Origin of the sequence: Paenibacillus sp. FSL P4-0127, from assembly GCF_038007325.1 — a bacterium.
In the GTDB taxonomy this organism is placed as follows: Bacteria; Bacillota; Bacilli; order Paenibacillales; family Paenibacillaceae; genus Fontibacillus; species Fontibacillus macerans.
Map to the genome: position 1 here is coordinate 3,062,596 of NZ_JBBOWY010000001.1, position 21,352 is coordinate 3,083,947.

The 21,352-nt window shown below is 55.1% G+C and carries 17 protein-coding genes; 12 read left to right on the forward strand and 5 right to left on the reverse strand.

The features are described 5' to 3' along the window. Positions 1-109 precede the first annotated feature (109 nt). From NYE74_RS13685 to NYE74_RS13700, 4 genes are all read left to right on the forward strand, one after another. Positions 110-1,459 carry an ABC transporter substrate-binding protein gene (locus tag NYE74_RS13685; protein WP_124332491.1) on the forward strand — a complete coding sequence of 450 codons (1,350 nt, stop codon included), beginning with the start codon at positions 110-112 and terminating at the stop codon, positions 1,457-1,459. 11 nt (positions 1,460-1,470) lie between these two features. Beyond that, the gene (locus NYE74_RS13690; protein WP_051985356.1) at positions 1,471-2,361 is read left to right on the forward strand and encodes a carbohydrate ABC transporter permease; all 891 of its coding nucleotides are present in this window, start codon (positions 1,471-1,473) and stop codon (positions 2,359-2,361) included. Beyond that, entirely contained in the window at positions 2,361-3,197 is an 837-nt protein-coding gene (locus tag NYE74_RS13695) for a carbohydrate ABC transporter permease (RefSeq protein ID WP_172531687.1), read from the forward strand. The genes NYE74_RS13690 and NYE74_RS13695 overlap by 1 nt, the downstream gene beginning before the upstream one ends. 155 nt (positions 3,198-3,352) lie before the next feature. After that, positions 3,353-3,940 carry an NAD(P)H-dependent oxidoreductase gene (locus NYE74_RS13700; protein WP_036621148.1) on the forward strand — a complete coding sequence of 196 codons (588 nt, stop codon included), beginning with the start codon at positions 3,353-3,355 and terminating at the stop codon, positions 3,938-3,940. Between the two features lie 384 nt (positions 3,941-4,324). Here NYE74_RS13700 and NYE74_RS13705 read toward each other — a convergent pair whose 3' ends face one another. Next, positions 4,325-5,239, reverse strand: coding sequence for a transposase (locus NYE74_RS13705; protein WP_124332490.1), 915 nt, complete (start codon positions 5,237-5,239; stop codon positions 4,325-4,327). Positions 5,240-5,713: 474 nt separating this feature from the next. On the opposite strand from NYE74_RS13705, the gene NYE74_RS13710 reads away from it, so the two are divergent. Beyond that, positions 5,714-6,868, forward strand: coding sequence for a glycoside hydrolase family 88 protein (locus tag NYE74_RS13710; RefSeq protein WP_036621149.1), 1,155 nt, complete (start codon positions 5,714-5,716; stop codon positions 6,866-6,868). 72 nt (positions 6,869-6,940) lie between these two features. After that, the gene (locus NYE74_RS13715) at positions 6,941-7,270 is read left to right on the forward strand and encodes a response regulator transcription factor (RefSeq protein WP_051985358.1); all 330 of its coding nucleotides are present in this window, start codon (positions 6,941-6,943) and stop codon (positions 7,268-7,270) included. 258 nt (positions 7,271-7,528) lie between these two features. On the opposite strand, the gene NYE74_RS13720 is transcribed toward NYE74_RS13715, so the two are convergent. From NYE74_RS13720 to NYE74_RS13735, 4 genes are all read right to left on the reverse strand, one after another. After that, positions 7,529-8,632 (reverse strand): Gfo/Idh/MocA family protein, encoded by a 1,104-nt coding sequence (locus tag NYE74_RS13720; RefSeq protein ID WP_124332489.1) that lies wholly within the window; start codon positions 8,630-8,632, stop codon positions 7,529-7,531. Further along, entirely contained in the window at positions 8,632-9,372 is a 741-nt protein-coding gene (locus tag NYE74_RS13725; RefSeq protein WP_036621152.1) for a ThuA domain-containing protein, read from the reverse strand. The genes NYE74_RS13720 and NYE74_RS13725 overlap by 1 nt, the downstream gene beginning before the upstream one ends. A 70-nt stretch (positions 9,373-9,442) precedes the next feature. Then, complete coding sequence (locus NYE74_RS13730) at positions 9,443-10,603, reverse strand: Gfo/Idh/MocA family protein (RefSeq protein ID WP_316561710.1); 1,161 nt, start codon at positions 10,601-10,603, stop codon at positions 9,443-9,445. A gap of 527 nt (positions 10,604-11,130) precedes the next feature. Continuing rightward, complete coding sequence (locus tag NYE74_RS13735) at positions 11,131-11,958, reverse strand: AraC family transcriptional regulator (RefSeq protein ID WP_036621157.1); 828 nt, start codon at positions 11,956-11,958, stop codon at positions 11,131-11,133. Between the two features lie 167 nt (positions 11,959-12,125). Here NYE74_RS13735 and NYE74_RS13740 point away from each other — a divergent pair, with 167 nt between their 5' ends. From NYE74_RS13740 to NYE74_RS13765, 6 genes are all read left to right on the forward strand, one after another. Next, positions 12,126-13,367 (forward strand): YkvI family membrane protein, encoded by a 1,242-nt coding sequence (locus NYE74_RS13740; protein WP_230877053.1) that lies wholly within the window; start codon positions 12,126-12,128, stop codon positions 13,365-13,367. 135 nt (positions 13,368-13,502) lie between these two features. Beyond that, entirely contained in the window at positions 13,503-15,056 is a 1,554-nt protein-coding gene (locus NYE74_RS13745; protein ID WP_124332488.1) for a response regulator transcription factor, read from the forward strand. 118 nt (positions 15,057-15,174) lie between these two features. Next, positions 15,175-16,134: an ABC transporter permease gene (locus tag NYE74_RS13750; protein ID WP_036627834.1), complete on the forward strand. Its 960-nt coding sequence runs from the start codon at positions 15,175-15,177 to the stop codon at positions 16,132-16,134. Between the two features lie 21 nt (positions 16,135-16,155). Then, complete coding sequence (locus tag NYE74_RS13755) at positions 16,156-17,094, forward strand: carbohydrate ABC transporter permease (RefSeq protein WP_036621161.1); 939 nt, start codon at positions 16,156-16,158, stop codon at positions 17,092-17,094. A gap of 239 nt (positions 17,095-17,333) precedes the next feature. Next, positions 17,334-18,842, forward strand: coding sequence for an ABC transporter substrate-binding protein (locus NYE74_RS13760; protein WP_227872844.1), 1,509 nt, complete (start codon positions 17,334-17,336; stop codon positions 18,840-18,842). 166 nt (positions 18,843-19,008) lie between these two features. Next, the gene (locus tag NYE74_RS13765) at positions 19,009-21,069 is read left to right on the forward strand and encodes a bifunctional diguanylate cyclase/phosphodiesterase (RefSeq protein WP_082208034.1); all 2,061 of its coding nucleotides are present in this window, start codon (positions 19,009-19,011) and stop codon (positions 21,067-21,069) included. Positions 21,070-21,352 lie beyond the last annotated feature (283 nt).

A 21,352-nucleotide genomic window follows, 5' to 3' on the forward strand; every position in this document is an offset into this window, starting at 1 on the left:
CCAGAAGGGCAAATGTTATGCTTGAACCAAGGAAACGTTTTCAAAACGGTGATGCGCACATCGTTCATTCGTTTCCAGTTCGCAGGATAAAAGGGAGGTTACCTGAAAGATGGCTAAAAAAAGAGGCTCAAAACTTTCCGCCCTGGTTTTGGCGGCGTCCATGGTGCTGAGCGCATGCGGCGGAGGCAGCTCCGGCGGAAATACGGCGGCAACGCCTTCAACCGGCAGCAATGGAAATGCCGCCGCCGGGGGAGATGCTCCGAAAGAGGTCAGCTTTACGATCGGCTACGCTTCCGGCGATCCCGCCACGAAAAAAGCGATCGCCGATACGGTCCAGCGGTTTATGGAGGCGAATCCGCAGATCAAAATCAAAGATATCAGCGAAACGACGTCCGCCGCTTATTTGGATTGGCTGAAAACGAAGGACGCGGTCGGCGAGTTCCCGGACCTGGTGGAAATGCGCGATACGGAAGTGTTTGCCGACGCGGGCAAAATCGTAGAACTGCCATCCGATTTGCTGGAGTTGTTCCACGACCCGCCAAAGGTTGACGGCAAAGTATGGAACGCGCCGCTGCAGGTGAACTCGCCGCAGGGGATCATTTACAGCAAGAAAGCGTATGAAGAGGCCGGCATCACCGAACTGCCGAAAACGTACGGCGAATTCATGGAGATTCAGGAGAAGCTGAAGGCCAGCGGCATTTCGCCGATCGTGGTCGGCGGCAAAGACATTTTCCATATGGGCTTTTGGGTCAACAAATTCCTGATCGACCAGGTGTATGCGAACGATCCGGGTTGGAACTCGAAACGCACGGCCAAACAGGTGAGCTTCACCGACGCGAACGTCGTGCAAGCGATGACGGACTATAAGGAACTGTTCCAAAACTACGTCGATAAAGGCTGGCTGAGTACGGGCGACAATCAGACCTCATCCTTTCTGGTAAGCGGAAAAGCGGCGCAGTTGTATTCCGGAACATGGATGTTCACGCAAATCGCCGAAGCCGACCCAAACTTCGAATTTGGCTTCTATGCACTCCCTGACCGCGAAGGCAATGTGAACGTAATCGGTCTGTCATCCCCGGCCGGCTGGTCCATTTCCACGGAAGCGTCCAAAGACGCGGATAAGGTGGAAGCGATCAAACAGTTTATCCGCTTCTTCTTTGAGCCGGAGAACTATTCGCTCTATTTGGCCAGCATCAATGCGATTCCTTCGACCAAAGAACAGGTCACCTATGAGTCCAGCGAGCAGATGCAGGTGGTGCTCGAGCTGATGGCCGATCCGAATGTCAAAAAATCGCTGGCGATCAACAACTGGTGGGGCGAAAACCAAATTCCGCCGCAGTTCCGCAACTGGTACTACAAGCTGCTTCAGGAACTGGTCGCAAAAGATGGAGTTGTCCTGGATTACATGAAGCAAGCGGATACGGAATACGACAACCAAGTTAAAGCCAACGCGATGTGAGGAATCCGGCAATGCCTATGAAAAAGCAGAAAAAATGGCAGTCTTATGCGCTGTTCTTCATTTTGCCGTCCTTTATTTTGTATACCCTGTTCGTGATCGTTCCGACGTTAGGCAGCGTCTATTACAGCTTCACGTCATGGGACGGCATTAGCGCTGACGTACGTTTTATCGGACTGGCCAACTTCGTGGAAATTTGGAATAGTCCGCGGGTCCATAACGCGCTTCAGAACACGTTGATCTTAACGATCAGTCTTGTCGTTCTCGAGAACTTGTTTGCCATCCTGCTTGCGATGCTGGTCGACAAAGTGCGTTGGCTGAGCAAAATATTCCGCAGCATCTTTTATTTCCCCACGTTGCTCAGCGGCATCGTGATGGGGTTCGTCTGGGCGATGATGCTGAATTACAACTTCGGCGTTGTTAACCAAGTGCTGGACAAGATCGGCCTCGGGGCTTTCGCGGTCGATTGGCTCGGAGATCCACGCTTCGCCATGCTGGCGATTCTTTTATCCACGGTTTGGAAAGGCGCCGGATATTATATGATCATATATCTCGCCGGACTTCAGGGTATTCCCCAGGAAATGAACGAAGCGGCCAGCATCGACGGCGCAAACGGCTGGCAGCAGTTCCGGCACATCACGTTCCCGCTGCTGGCGGGATCGGTGACCGTATGTATGGTCTTGTCCATGATCAGCGCACTTAAAATTTTTGACCAGATCGCGGTCATGACAGATGGCGGTCCCGGTTTTGAAACCGAAACCTTAACCTATCTCATCTATAAGGTCGGGTTCGGCGAGCTGCGGCAAGGGTTCGGGACGGCGCTGGCCATGGTGCTGTTTTTTATAATTTTGATCATTACCGTGTTGCAAGTGAAAATCCTCCAAAAAAGGGAGGTCGAAATGTGATGTCGCTGAAAGCACGCAAGCTTGTGATCGATGTTTTGATATTCATGGTGACGGTCATCTTGGCGGTATTTTTCTTCTTCCCGATCTTCTTCAACATCATGTCCGCTTTTAAGAGCAACGCGGAAATCATGAAAGACGCGGTCGCTCTCCCGGCATCGTTGTACTTGGAAAGCTTCAAATATTTGCTGACGGAAACAAACTACCCGCAGGCAATCGTTAACAGCCTGATTTTGACGGTCGTGTCGATCGTATTCCAGGTGCTGTTCATCCCGATGGCCGGATACGCCATTCAGCGGCGGAACGCGAAATGGACGAAATTCGTCTTCCTGTATTTCCTCGCCGGGATGATGATTCCGTTCCAGGCCTACATGATCCCCCTGTTCAAAGAGCTCAAATTGCTGGGGCTTTACGGCAGCCTGGCGGGGCCGATCATGATCTACGTCGCCGGTTCGGTCGGCTTCGGCAGCCTGTTGTATTCCAGCTTCGTTAAAGGGATTCCGGCGGAGATCGAGGAAGCGGCGGAAATCGACGGATGCTCCCGGGTGCGGATTTTCTGGAACATCGTGTTCCCGCTGCTCGGCCCGGTGACGGCCAGCATGGTCGTCCTGAACGGTCTGGGAATCTGGAACGATTTCCTGATGCCGATGCTCGTCTTGCCGTCCGGCGAACCGAAGACGATGGTCGTGGAAATTTACCGTTATATCGGCGAGTTCTCCTCCCGTTGGGATATGATCTTTGCCGGTACAACGATGTCGGTTGTCCCTGTGCTGCTCGCTTTTATCCTCCTGCAAAAATATTTCGTCAAGGGCATTGCAGCGGGAGCGACGAAAGGTTGAGGGAGACTTTTTAAAAAGATAGTTAATGACGGCCTCAGTCAAACTCGGCGAGGTCGTCTTTTACTATGCTCGGAATTAGTACAATTTACATTACATGGATATCTACGCAGTTTGCAATAATAATCAAAAAAACTGCTAATACGGAGGTACTAGTCATGAAACACTTGATCATTTATGCTCATCCTAGCCAAGAAAGCTTCAACCACGCCATTCTGGAGACTGCGGCAGGTGCGCTGAAAAGCAAAGGACAAGAGGTTGTCGTACGTGATTTGTATGCGCTCGGCTTCCAGCCTGTTCTTAAACCCGAAGATACGGAAGCAATGAAGGCCGGACAAACTCCTGCGGATATCAAAACGGAACAGGAATATATCGCACAAGCGGACGTTATTACGTTCATTTATCCCATTTGGTGGGCGGGATTGCCTGCGATTATCAAAGGATACGTTGATCGGGTATTCTCATACGGCTTTGCTTATGCTTATGGCGCTGAAGGCATTGATAAGCTGCTGAAAGGCAAAAAAGGGCTGATCATCAACACTCACGGTACGCCTAAAGAAGTTTACGATCAAATCGGCATGAGCGAAGCCCTGAAACTTACTGCGACAACGGGCATTTTTGACTTCACGGGCATTGAATCCGTTGGACATCTGCTGTTCGGCAATGTTCCAAGCGTTGGCGAAGAAGCCCTCAAAGGATATTTGAAAGAGGTTGAAGAAACAATTAATTCTTTATTACATTCATAAAAGAAATGCGGAAAGGCGTTGGTAGGCAGATTAACATCCGATGTTCGGACACTTTGCACGATTATCCCGCTTGATCAGGTAGCAAAGAAGCAGACAGGCTCGTGAGAAAAAATATTTTGGTGAAGAAGCAGATAGGTTCGAGATAATTTAGACGGGCTTAGGAGAAGGAATCAGGTTTAGGTGAAACAGACCGGACAAGAGATCAAGACAGGAGATCTGGATAGGAGATCAAGGACAAGACACGAGGGAAACGAAAAGACCGTGATTTTGCTGTAGCCTGAACCCTGAACCCTTCCGTCTGCAGCAACGCCCGCACTGTTCATGCTCATCCCCACCCATCAAGTTGCTCCACATCAAACTCCCCCCACCGTTCCAGCGTCTCGATCAGGCTGCGGCCGCAAGGGGCTGGTTCGGTTGGCGCGCGATCAGCCGGCGGTAAGGGATCGCCGGAATCGCCACACACATGCGCAGTAACTTCTGCCGCATCGTTTCTTCCGCTCCGGGCAGTCCTTCTTGCAGGCGCAGCCGGCGGCGTCCGGTGTACTCGTTCAGGTACGCCTGCAGATGCTTCAGTCCCAAGGCTCCATACGTACTCTTCAGCGATTCCCACGCCTCTCTCACCACTTTCCGCAAAGGCGCATACAGCCGAAAGGCCTGAGGAAACAACTGTACCGCCGATGTATTGATATCCACATGCCCGCTAATAAACGCGGTTAGATCGTGACGGTTTGCCCTTTCTTCGCCTCCCCGCTTATACGGCACCAAGAGGATTTTGACCTGCTCCGGCTCGCCCGACTCCGTGACCGTGCAGCCGGCTACGACCGCCGAGGCGTACGGATGCGAAAGCTGACACCGGGACGGATTACGTCCATACTGATCGCTGTTCACCTTCACGTCTCCGGAGAGCAGCTCTCGGGCATCGAACTCCCCCACGGCATGGCGTATTTTGTGCAGCATCGACCAGGCGGTCTTGTAGGTGACCCGGATCACCTGGCGCAGCCGCAGCGCCGAGATGCCGCCCTCCAGCAGGAATAAATCCAGGGCCTCGAACCACTTGAGCAAGGGCAGATGCGTTCCTTCAAAAATTGTGCCGACCAAAGGCGACGCTTGATGCTTGCACTTTCCGCACTCGAACAAGGGGATATGCCGGGAAGTCAGACGGCTGCACCGAGTGTGAGCGCAGCGCGGGCAGACGAAGCCGCTGGGCCACTTCATCGCGATCAGCGCCTCCATGCAGTCCTGCTCGCTGTTAAAACGACTGCTGAATGGTTGAAGTTCCGCTCCCGCATTGACCTCCATGTTCGCTCGCCCTCCCGAATTTAAATCAGCGTACATACGTTCTCTTTTCCTAATTATACCAAACATACATTCTCTTATCAACCCGAAAATCTCACCTGAACGACCTTATTTTTTTCTTATTCTTTTTTCTTTATCCCTTACCCTAGCCCTCAACCCTCTGAACGAAAGGGATAATCGTGCAAAGGCAGGCAGCAGGCAGAGATACCAGGACACGAACCCTAAAGACAGTCACCTCAGCTATTTACCTCAGTCCAGGAAATCGGGAGGGGGCGCTAGGGTCAAGTGGAAGAGATTGCCTGCCGGGAAAATAAGCAAGAAAATAAGCAAGAAAATAAGCGGGAAAGTTCTAAAATCACCGCATCTTTAGCTTAAAAAACTTCATTTTATTCACAAAACCGCAGTGTTACGCTTTCGATAAGCGGAAATTCGGATACCGTGCTGTAAGCAATTACACGATGAAAGGCAGGAACCCCCTTGTTAAACGATACACAGCGGCAATGGTTGAACGGCGTTATCGCCAAAGTGACGGCCAAAATGGACGCGGTCTGCGAGCGCTCCCGGAACAAAATTCCTTATACGACCGTGAACGGTGTGCATGACGACCGGTCCATAGATAATCCGACGGGAGATGATTCGGACGGCATTAACTGGTGGACCAACGGCTTTTGGGCAGGCATGTTGTGGATGATGTACCATGAAACCGGCAACGAGAAATACAAGGAAATCGCGCAAATTTCCGAAGCCAAGCTGGACCGGTGTTTTGAAGAATTTTACGGCCTGCATCATGATGTCGGGTTTATGTGGCTGCCCACGAGCGTCGCGAATTACAAAACGACCGGCAACCCGGAATCCCGGAAGCGGGCGCTGCATGCCGCTAACTTGCTGGCGGGCCGGTTCAATTTGGCGGGGGGCTTCATTCGCGCATGGAACGATCTGGAGGAAGGGGATACGCGGGGCTGGGCGATCATCGACTGCATGCTCAACATTCCCTTGCTGTACTGGGCCACGGAAGAAACGGGGGACCCGCGTTTCAAGCAAATCGCCATGAAGCACGCAGATACGACCATGTCGGCGTTTGTCCGTCCCGACGGCTCCGTCAACCATATCGTCGAATTTGATCCATTCCACGGAGGCGTGGTTCGGACGCATGGCGGCCAGGGCTACGGAGAAGGCTCCTCCTGGACGCGCGGGCAGACCTGGGCGCTCTACGGTTTTATGATGAGCCATATTCATACCGGAAAAGACGAGTATTTGCAGACGGCCAAGCGGGTTGCTCATTATTTTATGGCGAGCATTCCGGAGGACGGCATCATCCCGGTCGATTTCCGGCAACCGGCGGAGCCGAGGCTGGCGGACGATACGGCCGCGGCCATCGCGGCCTGCGGGCTCATCGAAATCGCCAAGGCCGCCGGCGGGCACGAAAGCCGCTCGTATGCGGCGGCGGCGCTGAAGCTGCTGAAAACGCTGGACGAATCGCGCATCGATTGGTCGCCGGATACCGACCATTTCCTGCTTTACGGCACAGGGGCGTACCACGGCAAAACGCATCATCAACCGATAATCTACGGCGATTATTATTTTATGGAGGCGTTATGCAAGCTGAAGGGCAACGATCTATATCTTTTCTGAAATTTGGTATTGTAATTCCGGGACAAAGCGCCAGCGCGATTGGGGAGGGAACAGCATGATGCGGCTATCATCGTGGATGATGAGGAATTGTCGGTCAAACGGCTTACGCGGATTTTGCGGGAAAACGGCAAAATAGCGACCTGCCGGGCGTTTTTGAACCCGCATGAAGCCTATGAGTATTCCCGAGCGAACGCGGTTGACATCGCTTTTTTGGATATCTCCATGCCCGAAATCGATGGGATGAAGCTCAAACTGAGAAGCCCCAAAAACGCGGAATTGTTCGCCTTTCTGGTTTGCCAGAGGACAGCCAGCCGCGAGGAAATCATTGATACGCTGTGGAGCGGGCTAACGCCGGTCCTCCGGATGAAAGGACAAGCAGCTCCAGCTCATAAATCGTTTTAACGGACACTAGCGACGTTAATTACTCCAAAATCGGGAGTTAAAAAAATGCAACGGACCGGAGAGGCGTATTGCCGTCAAATCTGCTGAAAAAGTCTGATTTGAGGGTTAATAACGTCAACCAGGTCCGTAGCGTTGGGATATACCCGGGAAATGAGCGAATAACGGCTTTCCCGGTCCTTTCCCGGTCCGCTACTGTCTGCTCAGACGATCCGTTAGGAACCGGAAAATCCCGCTAAACCGCTCACCCCGTTAAACCGCTCAATCCAAGTGATACGGCTCCTGGTCCGCCGGGAGCGGGGCCGGGGGCGTGCACGTGCTTTGCATTTCGTAGTAACGGCCCGAGTCCGAGGAATCGTGGAAGCCCCACATCGCTTCCAGCACGTGGTACGCGAGCTCGCCGCTGGCGCGGTGCGGGCGGCCGCGCAGCAGGGCGGCGGCCATGTCGGCCGGGCCGATGCCGCGGCTGTTCTCGGCGTAGCCCGGCAGCAGCGGCGCTTCGGTCCACTCCGTTGCGCCGAGCCTGCGGTATTTCACCGGGCCGCCGAACGTGTTGGGATCCGGCACCAGCAAGGTGCCTTCGGTGCCGTGGATTTCAAGCGGCGGGAGCGTGCTGCCGCCGAACACGTCAAAGCTTGTGATTAGCGTGGCGATGGCGCCCTGGGCAAATTCCAGCGTTCCGGCGACATGCGTCGGCACCTCCACGGGAACCCGCTGCCCGCGTTTCTTTTCGCTCGTGATCGTACGCTCCGCCAGCGCTTTGCCGGTGATTCCGGCGATGCGCCGAATCGGACCCAACAGCTGAATTAATGCCGTCAAATAGTAGGGGCCCATGTCGAACATGGGGCCGCCGCCCTTGGCATAATAAAACTCCGGGTCCGGATGCCAATGCTCGTGGCCGCGGCTCATCATAAACGCCGTGGCCGACACGGGCCGGCCGATCGCGCCGTCCCGGATCAGCTTCAGCGCCGTCTGAATGCCGGCCCCGAAAAACGTCTCCGGCGCGCTGCCGACCAGCAGCCCGCGGCGGCGGGCCGTCTCGAGGATGGTCAGCCCGTCCTCGCGGGTGACGGCGAGCGGCTTCTCGACGTATACATGTTTGCCGGCCTCCAGCGCCTTGAGGCACACCTCCGCATGGGCGGCCGGGATCGTCAAATTGATGACGATCGCGATGTCCGGATCGCCCAGCAGCTCCTCAACCGTGCAGACCCGGGGAATGCCGTAGCGTTCAGCCTGTTCCCGCGCCCGGGACAGATCCAGATCGGCGCAGGCCGCAAGCTCGAGCTCCGCGAATTTGCGGCAGTTTTCCATGTAAATGCCGCTGATTTTACCGCAGCCGATGATGCCAACCTTGATTTTCTCCATTACTGGCTGTCCCCCATCCCGGTGTAGGCTCCGGTCCCGGCCGCGCCCAATGCTCCGGCGGCCTGAAGTTCCAGAGCCCGCTGCTTTCCTGCGGCGGCCCACAGCAGCCCGCGCGTCATCAGCTCCTTCACCGGAGGAAGCAGGGCGACGTCGGCGTGATGGCCCAGCGAATTGTAATACACCCGGCCAACGCCCCACCGTTTCGTCCAAACGACCGGCATATCGACGGATTTGTTGAGGCGATGCGGCCCGTCCACGATCGGAAACCGGGTGGTGGCCAGCACCTCGACGGCCGGGTCAACGTGGAGATAATACTGCTCCGTGTCCACGAAGAAATCCTCGATCCCCTCGGTCAGCGGGCTTGATCCGGGTTTGATTTCGACCTTGTAATGAACCCCGTCGTTCCCCGGATGAGCGACCCATTGGCCGCCGGTCATGAACTGCCAGTCCACGTTGTTGCGGAACGAGTCGCACATGCCCCCATGGCATCCGGCCAGGCCGGTGCCGTTTTGCACAGCGGCTGATACATTAGCGACCTGCTCTTTGGAGATCTCTCCCATCGTCCAGACCGGCACGATCAGGTCGAGCCCCAGCAGCTTTTCGGCGTCCGCATAGGCCTCCAGCGTGTCGGATACTTCCACGTCAAACTGATGCTCCCGCAAAATACCGGCAAAAATCGCGGCGACCTTGTCCGGCTCGTGTCCGTCCCAGCCGCCCCAAACGATAAGCGCTTTTTTCATCTCGGTTTTCGTCTCCTTATCCATAGCTTGCGAATTTGAATTTCAGAATTTCTCACATCGCTCAAACCGCTCACATTTCAGAAATTTTCACCCAGCGCCGTTCATCCACCGAACGTTCCACCGCTTCCAGCACCCCCTGGCACTTGACGCCGTCGCGGAAGTTCGGCTCCGGCTGTCTGCCTTCGTGGATCGCGCTTGTCAGCTCCAGCATTTCGTGCGTAAACGTATGCTCGAAGCCGAGCGTATGCCCCGGCGGCCACCAAGCCTCAGCATACGCGTGCGCCGGATCGGTCGCCAGCACGCGCCGGAAGCCCTGGACATCCTCGTCGTCCGAGGTGAAGTACACCTCCAGCTCGTTCATCCGCTCGAAATCGAATTTCACGCTGCCCAGGCTTCCGTTGATTTCGAACGCGTTCGTCGAGCGGTGTCCGGCCGCAAACCGCGTCGCCTCAAAGCTGCCCAGCGCCCCGTTTTCAAACCGGGCCAGAAACAGCGTCGCGTCGTCCACGGTAACCGGGCCCTTCGGCGCGTCTTTGCTGCTTTTGGCGCTGAGGCCGGTCATGTTTTCCGCCAACGGGCGCTCCTTGATGAACGTTTCGCTCATACCGATGACTTCCCGGATATCGCTGACCAGGTAATGGGCCAGATCGATCAAATGCGCGCCGAGGTCGCCGTGCGAACCGGAACCGGCCACGTCCTTCTGCAGCCGCCAGACGAGCGGGAATTCCGGATCGAGAATCCAGTCCTGCAGGAACCAGGCCCGGAAATGATAGATTTGCCCGAGCCGGCCGCTTTCCACCAGCTTTTTGACCAGCTTCACCGCCGGAGAAAAGCGGTAGTTAAAGCCGACCATATGGGTGACGCCGGCCGCTTCCGCCGCCTCCAGCATCTCCCTGGCGTCCTCCAATGAAAGCGCTAACGGCTTTTCGCAAAAAATATGCTTCCCGGCCTTCGCCGCGGCCAAGGCGATTTCCTTATGGGCGTCGCTTGGGGCGTTGATGTCGATCAGGTCGATATCGTCCCGGGCCACAACTTGCTTCCAGTCGGTGGCCACTTCCGGCCAGCCGAGCCGGTCCGCGGCTTCGCGCGCAGCCTCTTCGTTCCGCCCGCACAGCACGGTCATCTCCGGCTTCAAGGCCCCGGGGAAAAACATCGGCAGGGCCCGGTAAGCGTTGCTGTGGGCTTTGCCCATAAACTTGTAACCTATCATTCCGATACGCAGCTGTTTCATTGAATCCCTCCATATCGATTGAAGAACAAAATTTCTGTCTTCATGTATTCATTATAAGTTGGTAGAAATCTTCGACGCTCGCCAGTTTATGCGGATTCATAGTCAAAAATTGCGTTTTGAATCTTTGAAGCTTGTTTTGCCTTGCGTTTCTATGATATTCGCGGAAACTGCTAGATATACTGGACTCGGAAAAAATGCTATAGCCGTATAAGGTGGGCTCAACCCGGAAATCGGCTCCTGACAGCCGGCTACTGGAATGATTAACCATCGGCGACGGACCTTCGGCCTTCAAAATAGCGGTACTTTATGCACTTATTATCCAGAGCTAGGCATGTTCATCCCCATTAGCGGCATTTTTGGTCCTTATTTTCCTATGAATGGTCCAGAACGTGGCCATTTCCTTGCGACGGGAGAAAATAGCGACATAAATTTCCTCTATTTCCTTCGAATGGATGGATATCGTCGGAATAACGACCTTTTTTACCCTTATATTTTTCTCAGGAGTCCCGGGGGTTCGATTCAGAGCTTCACGGCCCGGAATTTCGCAAAGTAGAGGGGATATATCCCCTCAGCTCCTTGAAGACGCGGTTGAACGTCCGAATGCTGGTGAAGCCGCAATCCAGCGCGATTTCCATAATGCTCAGATCGCTTGTCAGCAGTTTTTGCTCGGCGGTGAGCACCCGGATCGAATTGAGGTAGGTTTTGAAATTCATGCCGATGGCGCTCTTGAACGTTCGGCTGAAATGCGACGGCTCCATATGAAACTGCTGCGACATGAAGCTGACATTCAATTCTTCGTGATAGTGCTCTTCGATGTAGGAAAGGATCTGCTGGATTCTGGCCCGCCGCGATTCAAGCTTCTCCTTGGCGCCCGTGTCCAAGCGGCGCGTCTGCAAATGCCGGAGCAGCGTCCCGCACACCTCCAGCACGCCGGCCTTCATCAACATTTGGTATCCGGGACGGCCGGCGGCCCGTTCCTGCAAAATCCGGTCCAGACACGGCTTGATCGGCTGAAACCGCGGGTCCTTGTCCGAAATGAACGGGGAGGTGAAGCGGAAATCCTGCGGCCAGCCCTTGACCGGACTGATCCACTCCGGCTTAAAGAGCAAAATCAGCACCTGCGAGGGCTGGTCCCGGCTGTCGAAGGAATGGATGTCGCTGCTGCTGCAGATGACGATATCGCCCTGCTTGACCTGGCGCTTTTCCTCGTTGACGCCGATCAGCAGGCTTCCCGATTCCACGTAGATAATTTCGATTTCCGCATGGAAATGGGGATAAAACGACAGGTTTTGGCTGCGGAAAATATTCATCGGAAGTTCGGGATCGAGCTTCCAGTTTTGATAAAAGGATTTCACGATTTGGCTCACTCCGCGCGGATTTGGTGTACTGCCTATCCTTAATGTACTGCATTTTTGCCGGAGAATCAGCCTTTTTTAAATAAAACGGAGGCGGGAATAGAAAGCAAGCAAGGATCATAGGATAGGGAGGACAAGACAAAAAATGGAAGTTCCTTGGAGGCTATATGGTTGAGCGATGGTTCAAAATATTTCAAATTGCCGCAACTTATATCGGCACGGTCGTTGGCGCCGGATTCGCCTCGGGCCAGTCGATCATGCAGTTTTTTACCGTTTACGGTCCCGTGGGGGCGGTGGGGGTAGCCATTGCTACATTTCTGTTTATGTGGCTCGGAACGAAAATGATGGTGGTGGCTCACCGGATCAAGGCGTTCTCCTATCAGGAATTTAACGAGCATCTCTTCGGGCCGGTTCTCGGCAAGCTCGCGAATGCGCTGACTTTGCTGATCCTGCTTGGCGTAACCGCGGTGATGCTGTCCGGTACGGGCTCCATTTTTGAGGAGCAGCTGCACTTGCCTTATCAGCTCGGAATTGTTCTGAGCATCGTGCTGGCCTATTGGGTGATGACCAAAGAGCTGAACGGGATCGTGGCGGTCAATGCGCTGGTCGTGCCGATGATGCTGCTGTTCACCTGCCTGATTGCGATTAACGTCATCGAGCCGGGCGGCATCACCCGGATCACGGATTGGCAGCGCCAGCAGCTGCAGGATTACGGCTGGGTGCTGAGCGCGTTCGTTTATGTGGCGTTGAACTTTGCCTTTGCGCAGGCGGTGATGGTGCCTCTCGGCAGCGAGGTCAAGGAGGAAAGCACGCTGAAGTGGGGAGGTATCTGGGGCGGCATCGGCCTTGGCGCAATGCTGCTGACCTACCATTTTGCCATCAATGCCCGCATGCCGGGAATCATGGAGCTGGAAATCCCGATGGCGGAGATCGTACGCGGTCTGGGGGTTTTTCCGCATGTGCTGTTCCTGCTGGTCATTTACGGGGAGATTTTCACCACCTTGATCGGCAACGTGTTCGGCATGACCCGGCAAATCCAAAGCCTGTTCCCGCTGCCGAAAAACGCCGTTATTCTGGCGGTGCTGCTGGCCTGCTTCCTGATCAGCCAGGTCGGTTTTGCTTCGTTGCTGACCTATCTGTACCCGCTGTTCGGTTATATCGGCATGCTGCTGCTCGCCCTGTTGGCGTTCAGACGTCCGCCGCAGCCTGACGGCCCGCCGCTTGACGGCCCGCCGGCCAATCCGCCCGCCGAACATCCCGGCCTAACCGGCCGGCTGGGCATCCCGTTTTCCGCCGCCCCCGCGTACGAGCAGCGATCAAGCGACCGGCGGCAGGAACGTCCGGAAAAAGAAAATCAGGATCAGCGTGACGGAGATATCAAACCTTCCGCCAAAGACGAAATGCAGTAAGGTCCGGATTAGAGCTAGATCGGGTTGACCGAAAAACGCGCCTGGAATTATATTTGTTGTAATTTCCATCCCCTTTAGACTTAAAGGGGTATTTGCGTTGCGGCGATTTGACGCCAAAAAGGAGGTTTTTCATGAATGTATCAAGTGATGATCGTGGATGATGAACCGAAGCTGCGCACAGGTCTGAAAACGCTTATTCCGTGGGAGAGCTTGGGGTATGAGGTGGCGGCTGCGGCGGCAGGCGGAAACGAAGCGCTTCGCCTGTTGCAAGGCAATATTCCCGATTTGCTGATCGTTGACATTCGAATGCCCGGCATGGACGGGCTGCAGCTTATTCAGGAAATACGCTCTTTGGGTTTTGCGCCGCATTTCCTGATTTTAAGCGGGTACGCCGATTTCGAATATGCGCGCAAAGCGCTGGAATTCGGCGCGGACGGGTACTTGCTGAAGCCGGTCAACAAGGAGGAATTGACCGCCAAGCTGCAGCAGCTAAGCCGCAAGCTGGAACAGGAGCGGCGGGAGGATTGGCTTAAAAACGGAACGTTGACGAAGGAATGGCTGGTTTACTCCCTGCTGACCGGACAGCTCCGGGAAGGCGAGGACAGGCTCCGGGAAATGGCCGAACAAGCCGGCCTGCTGTGGCCCTGCTATGAAATCGTGCTCGTCGGGCTGGACGTTGCCGAGCCGGAACGGGCCGAAGCCCTGCTGCATTTCCGGACGAAGCTGGCTTCCGCTTTTAAGGACGGCGGGCGGGGGATCGTGTTTGGGATCGCGCCTTATACCGTGATTTTAAACAATGGACCGCTGCGGAGCGAACCCGACCGAAAGCGGCTTTATCGCGAGCTGCGGATGCTTGCGGGCGAATGGAGCGGGCAAATGGACGCCGCCGCCGGGGGAGCCGTGGCCGAGCTTCAGCGCGTCGGACAATCGTACAAGGCGGCCGAAACGCTCCTGGAGCGCCGTTTTTTTTACGCGCCGGGAAACTTGTTGGGCCCGGATACGCCCCGGGATTTTGCCGGAATCCCGCAAACCGGGCTTCGCGGGGATCGGATGGATGAAGGGGAGCTGGCGTTCCGCCTGTTTTACTTCGCGGATGTCGGCGATGCCGGAGCCCTGGAGCCGCTGCTGGCGTCAGCCCTGCGGCAGTGGGCGGCCGAGGGAGCCGGGGAGACGGAGATCAAGCAAAAGCTGTTTCAGGCGGCGAACGAGGTGATCCGTAAAGTTCCGCTGGAGCTCAGGAGTCAACCCGAGCATTCGCTGGAGCCGGCCGCATTTTTGAGCGGGATTTACGAGCAAAGGCATATTCGCGGGCTGTTCGACTACGTGCTGCGGTTCCTCGAAAAGCTTGCCATGTCCGCGGACGATCCCGACCAGGACCAGGAAATCAAAAGGCTGCTCGACTTCATCTACCGCCACTATCACGAAAATCTCCGGCTGGAGATGATGGCCGGCCTGTTTAATTACAGCAGCGCTTATCTGGGGCAGCTGTTCAAGAAGAAAACCGGGGAGTACTTCAACGCTTATCTGGATAAAGTGAGGATTCAAAAAGCGAAGGAACTGCTGGCCCGGGGCATGAAGGTGTATGAGGCAGCGGAACGGGTCGGTTACGCCAACGCGAACAATTTTTATGAAAAATTCAAAAAGCTGGAAGGACGTTGTCCTTCCGAATACCGGCACAAACCGTATTAATGAAAATGCTGAAACTTTCGGAAAACCATCTAAATTGCCGGGTGAAATCTCCGAAATTTCGCGTATGTCCCAAACGGCCGAGTTGATTTACGATAAACGCGAGGAGGGAGGGGAAGAAATGAAAACGGTAACAGCCGAGCCGCGGACCGGAGGCGGTTTAGGGCGGAAGCCGCAAAGGTGGAAGGTGTTTAAGAGCCAGAAGTATCTGTACCTGATGTCGTTTCCGTTTGTGATCTGGGTGTTCGTATTTCAATATTTGCCTCTCTGGGGCTGGACGATGGCCTTCCAAAACTACAAGCCGGGCAAAAGCTTTTGGGAGCAAAAGTGGGTGGGGCTGGAGCATTTCGAGGCCTTGTTCCGGGATGGCCATTTTTATCTCGTGTTAAGAAACACGCTGGCGATGAGCCTGATGGGCCTGGTCGCGGGGTTCGTGTTTCCGGTTATGTTCGCCCTGCTGCTGAACGAGGTCCGGGTTCAGGCGATGAAGCGGTTCGTGCAAACGGTCTCTTATTTGCCGCATTTCGTGTCCTGGGTCGTGGCCGCCGGTATCGTGAGCAAAATGCTGTCCACCGACGGCGGGGTGGTCAACGCGATTATGGTCCAGTTGGGCCTGATCGACCAGCCGATTCAGTTTATGGCCAAGGGGGAGCTGTTTTGGGGCATCGTGACGGCCGCCGACGTGTGGAAAGAGACAGGGTGGAACGCGATTATCTATTTGGCGGCGATCGCCGGCATCGGGCCGGAGCTGTACGAAGCGGCCCGCGTGGACGGGGCCAGCCGGCTGAAGCAGATGTGGCATATTACGCTGCCGGGCATCCGGCCGACCATCGTCGTGCTGCTCATTATGTCGATCGGGCATCTGATCGGGATCGGGTTCGAGAAGCAGTTTCTGCTCGGCAATCATATGGTCAGCGACTATTCGGAGGTGCTCGATTTGTACGCCCTTAATTACGGGTTGTCGATGGGCCGTTATTCCTTTGGTACGGCGATCAACATTTTCAACTCGGTGATCAGCCTGCTCTTATTGTTTATTGCCAACGGAACGTTCAAAAAATTCACGAACGAAAGCATTATGTAGAACGGAAAGGGGGGGGTGAACATGAAAACGGCCAAAACCTCGGCGCCCGTCAGAAGCGGCAAGGCGGGCAAACGGGCTTCCAGGCCGCTTTCGGACTGGATTTTTGACGGCGTGGTGTATTTGTTGATTTCCCTGATTACGGTGGTCACGCTGTATCCATTTTTGAACGTGCTGGCGATCTCCTTCAACGATTCGGTGGACACGGTGCGCGGAGGCATTACCGTCTATCCGCGCGAGTTTACGCTGGAAAATTACAAGCAGATTTTCAGCTACGGCGGTTTGGTGACCGGGTTCAAAATCTCCGTCCTGCGGACCGTCGCCGGGACCGCCGCCGGCCTCGTCAGCGGGTCCATGGTCGCTTATACGCTGGCCCGGAGCGATTTTCAGGGGAGAAAATTCGTATCCACATACCTCGCAATTACGATGTACGTTTCCGGCGGCTTGATTCCAGGGTTCATTCTGATCCGCAATCTGGATTTGATCAACACTTTTGCCGTGTATATCCTTCCAGGCCTTGTAAGCGCATTCAATATTTTCGTCATCCGCTCGTTTATCGACGGCATTCCGTATGCGCTGCAGGAATCGGCCAAGCTGGACGGAGCCAACGATTTTACGATTTACTGGCGCGTTATCCTGCCGCTGTGCAAGCCGGCGCTCGCCACCGTCGCGCTGTTCCTGGCGGTCGGCCAGTGGAATTCCTGGTTTGATACGTATTTGTACAACGGCTCGAACGATGCTTTGACGACGCTGCAGTATGAGCTGATGAAGGTGCTGCAAAGCACGACGACGAACGCGAACAACATTCGCGGAGAGAACATGACCCAGTTGATGGCGCAGGTGTCGCCGGATTCCGTCAAAATGGCGATCACGATCATCGCGACGGTGCCGATCCTGGTCGTTTATCCTTTCTTGCAAAAATATTTCGTCAAAGGGATGACCTTGGGGGCTGTAAAAAGCTGATATTTAACACAAAAAAGGAGTGAAATCGCATGCGGAAGGCAAAAAAGACCAAGGCAGCGGCGCTGCTTTTGGGATGGTTCCTGCTGCTGGGCCAGCTTGCGGGCTGCGGCGGGGGAAGTGCGGGAACGTCCGGGGGCGGAACGAACGGGGCGGCTGAAAACGGCGGCCAGAGTCCGAACGGTTCCGGGCCGGTCACCCTGACTTATTTTTCCGAGGATGCCAGCAGCAACTGGAACAACATGCAGGATCGCGTCGGCAAGGTGCTTACGGAAAAAACCGGGGTGATTCTCGATGCGGAGTTTGCGGTCGGCGATCCCGTGCAGAAGGTTTCGATCATGGCGGCCACCGGAGACGTGCCCGATCTGATCGCCGCCAAATCCGATCTCGGCAAGTTGATCGATGTCGGCGCCGTGCTCGATTTGACGGACCTGGTCGACAAACATGCCCCGAATATCAAAAAGATGCTGGGCGACAAAATCGTCCGCATCAAATACAGCCTGGACGATCCGGCGATATACGCGATTCCGACCTGGTCTTCGGTGGATGAGCGGAAGTTCAAAGCCGAAGGCGGGTTCCAGTTGCAGCATCGCGTCGTTAAGGAAGCGGGATATCCGGAAATCCGCACGGTCGAGGATTACGAGAAGGTCATTAAGGACTATTTGGCCAAGCACCCTACAGACGAGAACGGCAACAAAAATATCGGGCTTACGCTCAACGCCGACGATTGGCATATGTACCAGGTGACGAACATGGGCTTCATGACGACCGGCGCGCCGGATGACGGGGAATATTACGTGAACCAGGAGACGTTTGACGTCACCTATCATTTCCGCCGTCCGGAGGAACGGGAATACTTCCGCTGGCTCAACCACATGAACGACATCGGGCTGCTTGATCCGGAGAGCTTTGTGCAAAAAACGGACCAGTTCAGAGCGAAGGTCGCTTCGGGACGCGTGCTGGGGCTGATCGATCCCGCCTGGGACTTCGGCGAAGCCCAGCAGGCGCTGAAAGCGGCCGGGAAATTCGATCAGACTTACGGGCATTACCCGGTTACCCTGACAAAGGAATATAAAGACACGAGCTTCTGGCCGGCCGGTTTTGACGGCGGGTACGGCATCGCGATCTCCAGCAAATGCAAAGATCCGGTGGCCGCGATCAAATTCCTCGACTTCCTGGCGTCCGAAGAAGGCCAAGTCCTCAACAACTGGGGCATTGAAGGCACCGATTACGTGGTGCAGGACGGCAAACGCGTCGTCCCGGCGGATATCCAGCAAAAGATGGATAGCCAAGGCAGCGCCTACACGAAAGAATCGGGCATCGGCTTATACTGGAACCTGATGGTTCATTACGGGGACGGAATCAAGGATTCGACCGGCAATTATTTTACGAAATCGAATCCCGAGCTGCTGACGGCCACCTACAGCGAACCGGAAAAAGAGGCGCTTGCCGCTTACGGCATCGAACATTGGCGCGATCTGTTCCCGAAGGAAGAGGAGTTCCCGGAAAGAAAGGCCGGGGCCGTTTACAACATCGCCTTGCCCAGCGACAGCACGGCCGCCATTCTCGGGACCAAAATGCGGGACATCACCTGGAAACGCATCCCGGAAGCGATTATGGCCGAACCGAGCAGGTTCGACCAAATCTGGGACGCTTACCTGGCCGAGCTGGAAAAAGCGGGGGTTAAAGAGATGGAGGAGGCGTACGGTCAATTCGTCAAAGACCGCGTGAAGCTGTGGAGCGGGGAATGATTTAGATGGTCCGCTGGATAGTCCGCTGGCCCGTACGTTCGCGTACGGGCCATATTTATTGGGCCGTTGTACCTATTGTTCAGAAATTGTAGAGAATGGTGTGGTACGATAAAGTAATTATATTTTTCAGAGATAACATCGCAGAAAGTCGGGACGCAAAATGATGATGGAAGGCAGCTACAACTACTATATCGTCGCGCTATCGGCAGCCATCGCGATATTGGCGTCGTATTCCGCATTAAGCATCGCCGCCAAAATTTCGTCCTCTGACGGAAAAATGAGGTTGTTCTGGCTGCTCGGCGGCTCGCTCGTCATGGGAAGCGGCGTTTGGTCCATGCATTTTGTGGGAATGCTGGCGTTTCATCTGCATGTTCAAGTGAAATACGATGCTTGGCTTACCCTGCTGTCGATGGGGGCCAGCGTCACCTCGTCGTTTATCGCGTTTTATATCACCATGCCTAACGACGTCAAGCGTTATCAAATTGCCATCGGCGGCCTGATGATGGGAGCCGGAATCGTGACGATGCATTACATGGGAATGGAAGCGATGATCATGCCGGCGGGGCTGTCGTACGATAAAACGCTGTGGGCGTTGTCGGCGGTCATTGCGGTTGCCGCGTCTTACGCGGCGCTGTTTTTGTTCTTGCGCTTCCGCAGCCAGAAAGCGTTCAGTTGGCTGAAATGGATGTCCGCGGTCGTGATGGGCTTTGCGATCTGCGGGATGCATTATACGGGAATGAAAGCGGCGCGGTTTCACACCGCCATGGACATGGATATGGGCATGAGCATGGCTCGCGATTCCTCCATGGACATCTTTTTGCTGTTTGCCGTCACCGTGACGATATTCATCATCCTGCTGGTATCCTGGGGAGCGATGTTTTTTGACCGCCACGTCCTCGAGAAAATGGCGTACATGGACACTATCACCGGACTTCCCAACCGCAACGAGATGAACCGGTTTTTTGACAAATATACAGGCGGCGAGACCTTGGCGGTGCTATTCATCGACCTGGACCAGTTTAAAGCGATTAACGATACATTAGGGCACAATGTCGGCGATTTGCTGGTTCAGGAAGTGGGGTATCGCCTGCGGCAGTTTGTTCGCCCGGACCGGAAGGCTTTCCGGATCGGGGGCGACGAATTTCTGTTCATCGTAAGAGGGTGCGAGCGGGAACAAGCCGAACAACTGGCGGGGGAAATTTTAAAGAGCATCAAGCAAGTGGTCCGGGTGGAGGGGAACGAGCTGTACGTCACGGGGAGCATCGGCATCAGCATCGGTTCGATCCGGGAATCCGACCGTTCCGTCCTGCTCAAGACCGCCGATACGGCGATGTACAAGGCCAAAGGCTTGGGCAAAAACCAGTATTCGATTTACACCGATGAAATGGGCGTCAAAGAGGTCCGCAAAATGGAATTGGAGAAGGATTTGCAGCTTGCGCTGGAGCAGCGCCAGTTCTATATCGAATATCAGCCGAAATGGAATGTGAAAATGAACCGGATGGCGGGATTTGAGGCGCTGCTCCGCTGGCAGCACTCCCGTTTGGGGATCGTTACGCCGACGGAATTTATTCCGCTGGCCGAAGAAACGGGGCTGATCGTTCCGATTACCCGCTGGACCATGGAAGAAGCCTGCCGCCAATGCAAGGTATGGCAGAGTCAGGGCATCCGCCAGCCGGTGTCCGTGAATTTGTCCGGGCGCCTGTTTCATACCGATAGCTTGATCGATATGGTGCAAAGCGCGCTGGCGGCGGCGGATCTCGCTCCGGACATGCTGGAGCTGGAAATCACGGAATCCATGGTGCTTTACGACATCAATGAGATCGTCAGGCAGCTGGAAGCGGTGCGGAAACTGGGCGTGCGGGTGTCCATGGACGATTTCGGCACAGGATATTCGTCGATCGGGCTGCTCGATAGGATTCCGATCGACGCGCTCAAGCTGGACCGCCTGTTTATCGACGACCTGGAGTCCCCCAGCAAGCGCGCTATCATTAAAGCCATCGTCTTGATGGCGGAAAAGCTGCGGCTGGATGTAGTCGCCGAGGGCGTGGAAAACAGGGAGCACATCGAATTTTTGACCCAGCTGGGCTGTCACGTCATGCAAGGTTTTTTCTACGGCAAACCGATGAAAAACGAAGAAATCGCCGACTGGATAAGCACGGCGGGAACTGGAGCGGGGAGCGCCTTGCAGGCAGTGAAAGAATCCGGCGCGGGTGCGGCAATCGATTAATTGGCTCTGATGATTGCCGAGTCTTGCCGAGTTGCTTGTTTATAGCCGCCCTTGTGAACTGGATGTCTAGTTGGTGCGGTGGCTAGTTGCTGCTGCTGGCCGGTCGGTCGGGTGCTTGCTTGGCTAGTTGACATGTAGCCTGGCCGGCGACGGTTGGCCTGATCGCGGCAGCTAAAGGACCTGAAATGAAAAGCCCATACTTGCCTGTAAAGGCGAGGGTTCAATTTCTAACGGATGCCACAAGCGCTATTTGTTCCAAATACAATGATTCCAAACTCTAACG

Coding starts and splice junctions, on each gene's coding strand:
- NYE74_RS13685 (WP_124332491.1), top strand. CDS start 110: ATGGCTAAAAAAAGAGGCTCAAAACTTTCCGCCCTGGTTTTGGCGGCG.
- NYE74_RS13705 (WP_124332490.1), bottom strand. CDS start 5,239: ATGGAGGTCAATGCGGGAGCGGAACTTCAACCATTCAGCAGTCGTTTT.
- NYE74_RS13695 (WP_172531687.1), top strand. CDS start 2,361: ATGTCGCTGAAAGCACGCAAGCTTGTGATCGATGTTTTGATATTCATG.
- NYE74_RS13700 (WP_036621148.1), top strand. CDS start 3,353: ATGAAACACTTGATCATTTATGCTCATCCTAGCCAAGAAAGCTTCAAC.
- NYE74_RS13745 (WP_124332488.1), top strand. CDS start 13,503: ATGTATCAAGTGATGATCGTGGATGATGAACCGAAGCTGCGCACAGGT.
- NYE74_RS13730 (WP_316561710.1), bottom strand. CDS start 10,603: ATGAAACAGCTGCGTATCGGAATGATAGGTTACAAGTTTATGGGCAAA.
- NYE74_RS13690 (WP_051985356.1), top strand. CDS start 1,471: ATGCCTATGAAAAAGCAGAAAAAATGGCAGTCTTATGCGCTGTTCTTC.
- NYE74_RS13760 (WP_227872844.1), top strand. CDS start 17,334: ATGCAGGATCGCGTCGGCAAGGTGCTTACGGAAAAAACCGGGGTGATT.
- NYE74_RS13740 (WP_230877053.1), top strand. CDS start 12,126: ATGGTTGAGCGATGGTTCAAAATATTTCAAATTGCCGCAACTTATATC.
- NYE74_RS13750 (WP_036627834.1), top strand. CDS start 15,175: ATGAAAACGGTAACAGCCGAGCCGCGGACCGGAGGCGGTTTAGGGCGG.
- NYE74_RS13725 (WP_036621152.1), bottom strand. CDS start 9,372: ATGAAAAAAGCGCTTATCGTTTGGGGCGGCTGGGACGGACACGAGCCG.
- NYE74_RS13720 (WP_124332489.1), bottom strand. CDS start 8,632: ATGGAGAAAATCAAGGTTGGCATCATCGGCTGCGGTAAAATCAGCGGC.
- NYE74_RS13755 (WP_036621161.1), top strand. CDS start 16,156: ATGAAAACGGCCAAAACCTCGGCGCCCGTCAGAAGCGGCAAGGCGGGC.
- NYE74_RS13765 (WP_082208034.1), top strand. CDS start 19,009: ATGGAAGGCAGCTACAACTACTATATCGTCGCGCTATCGGCAGCCATC.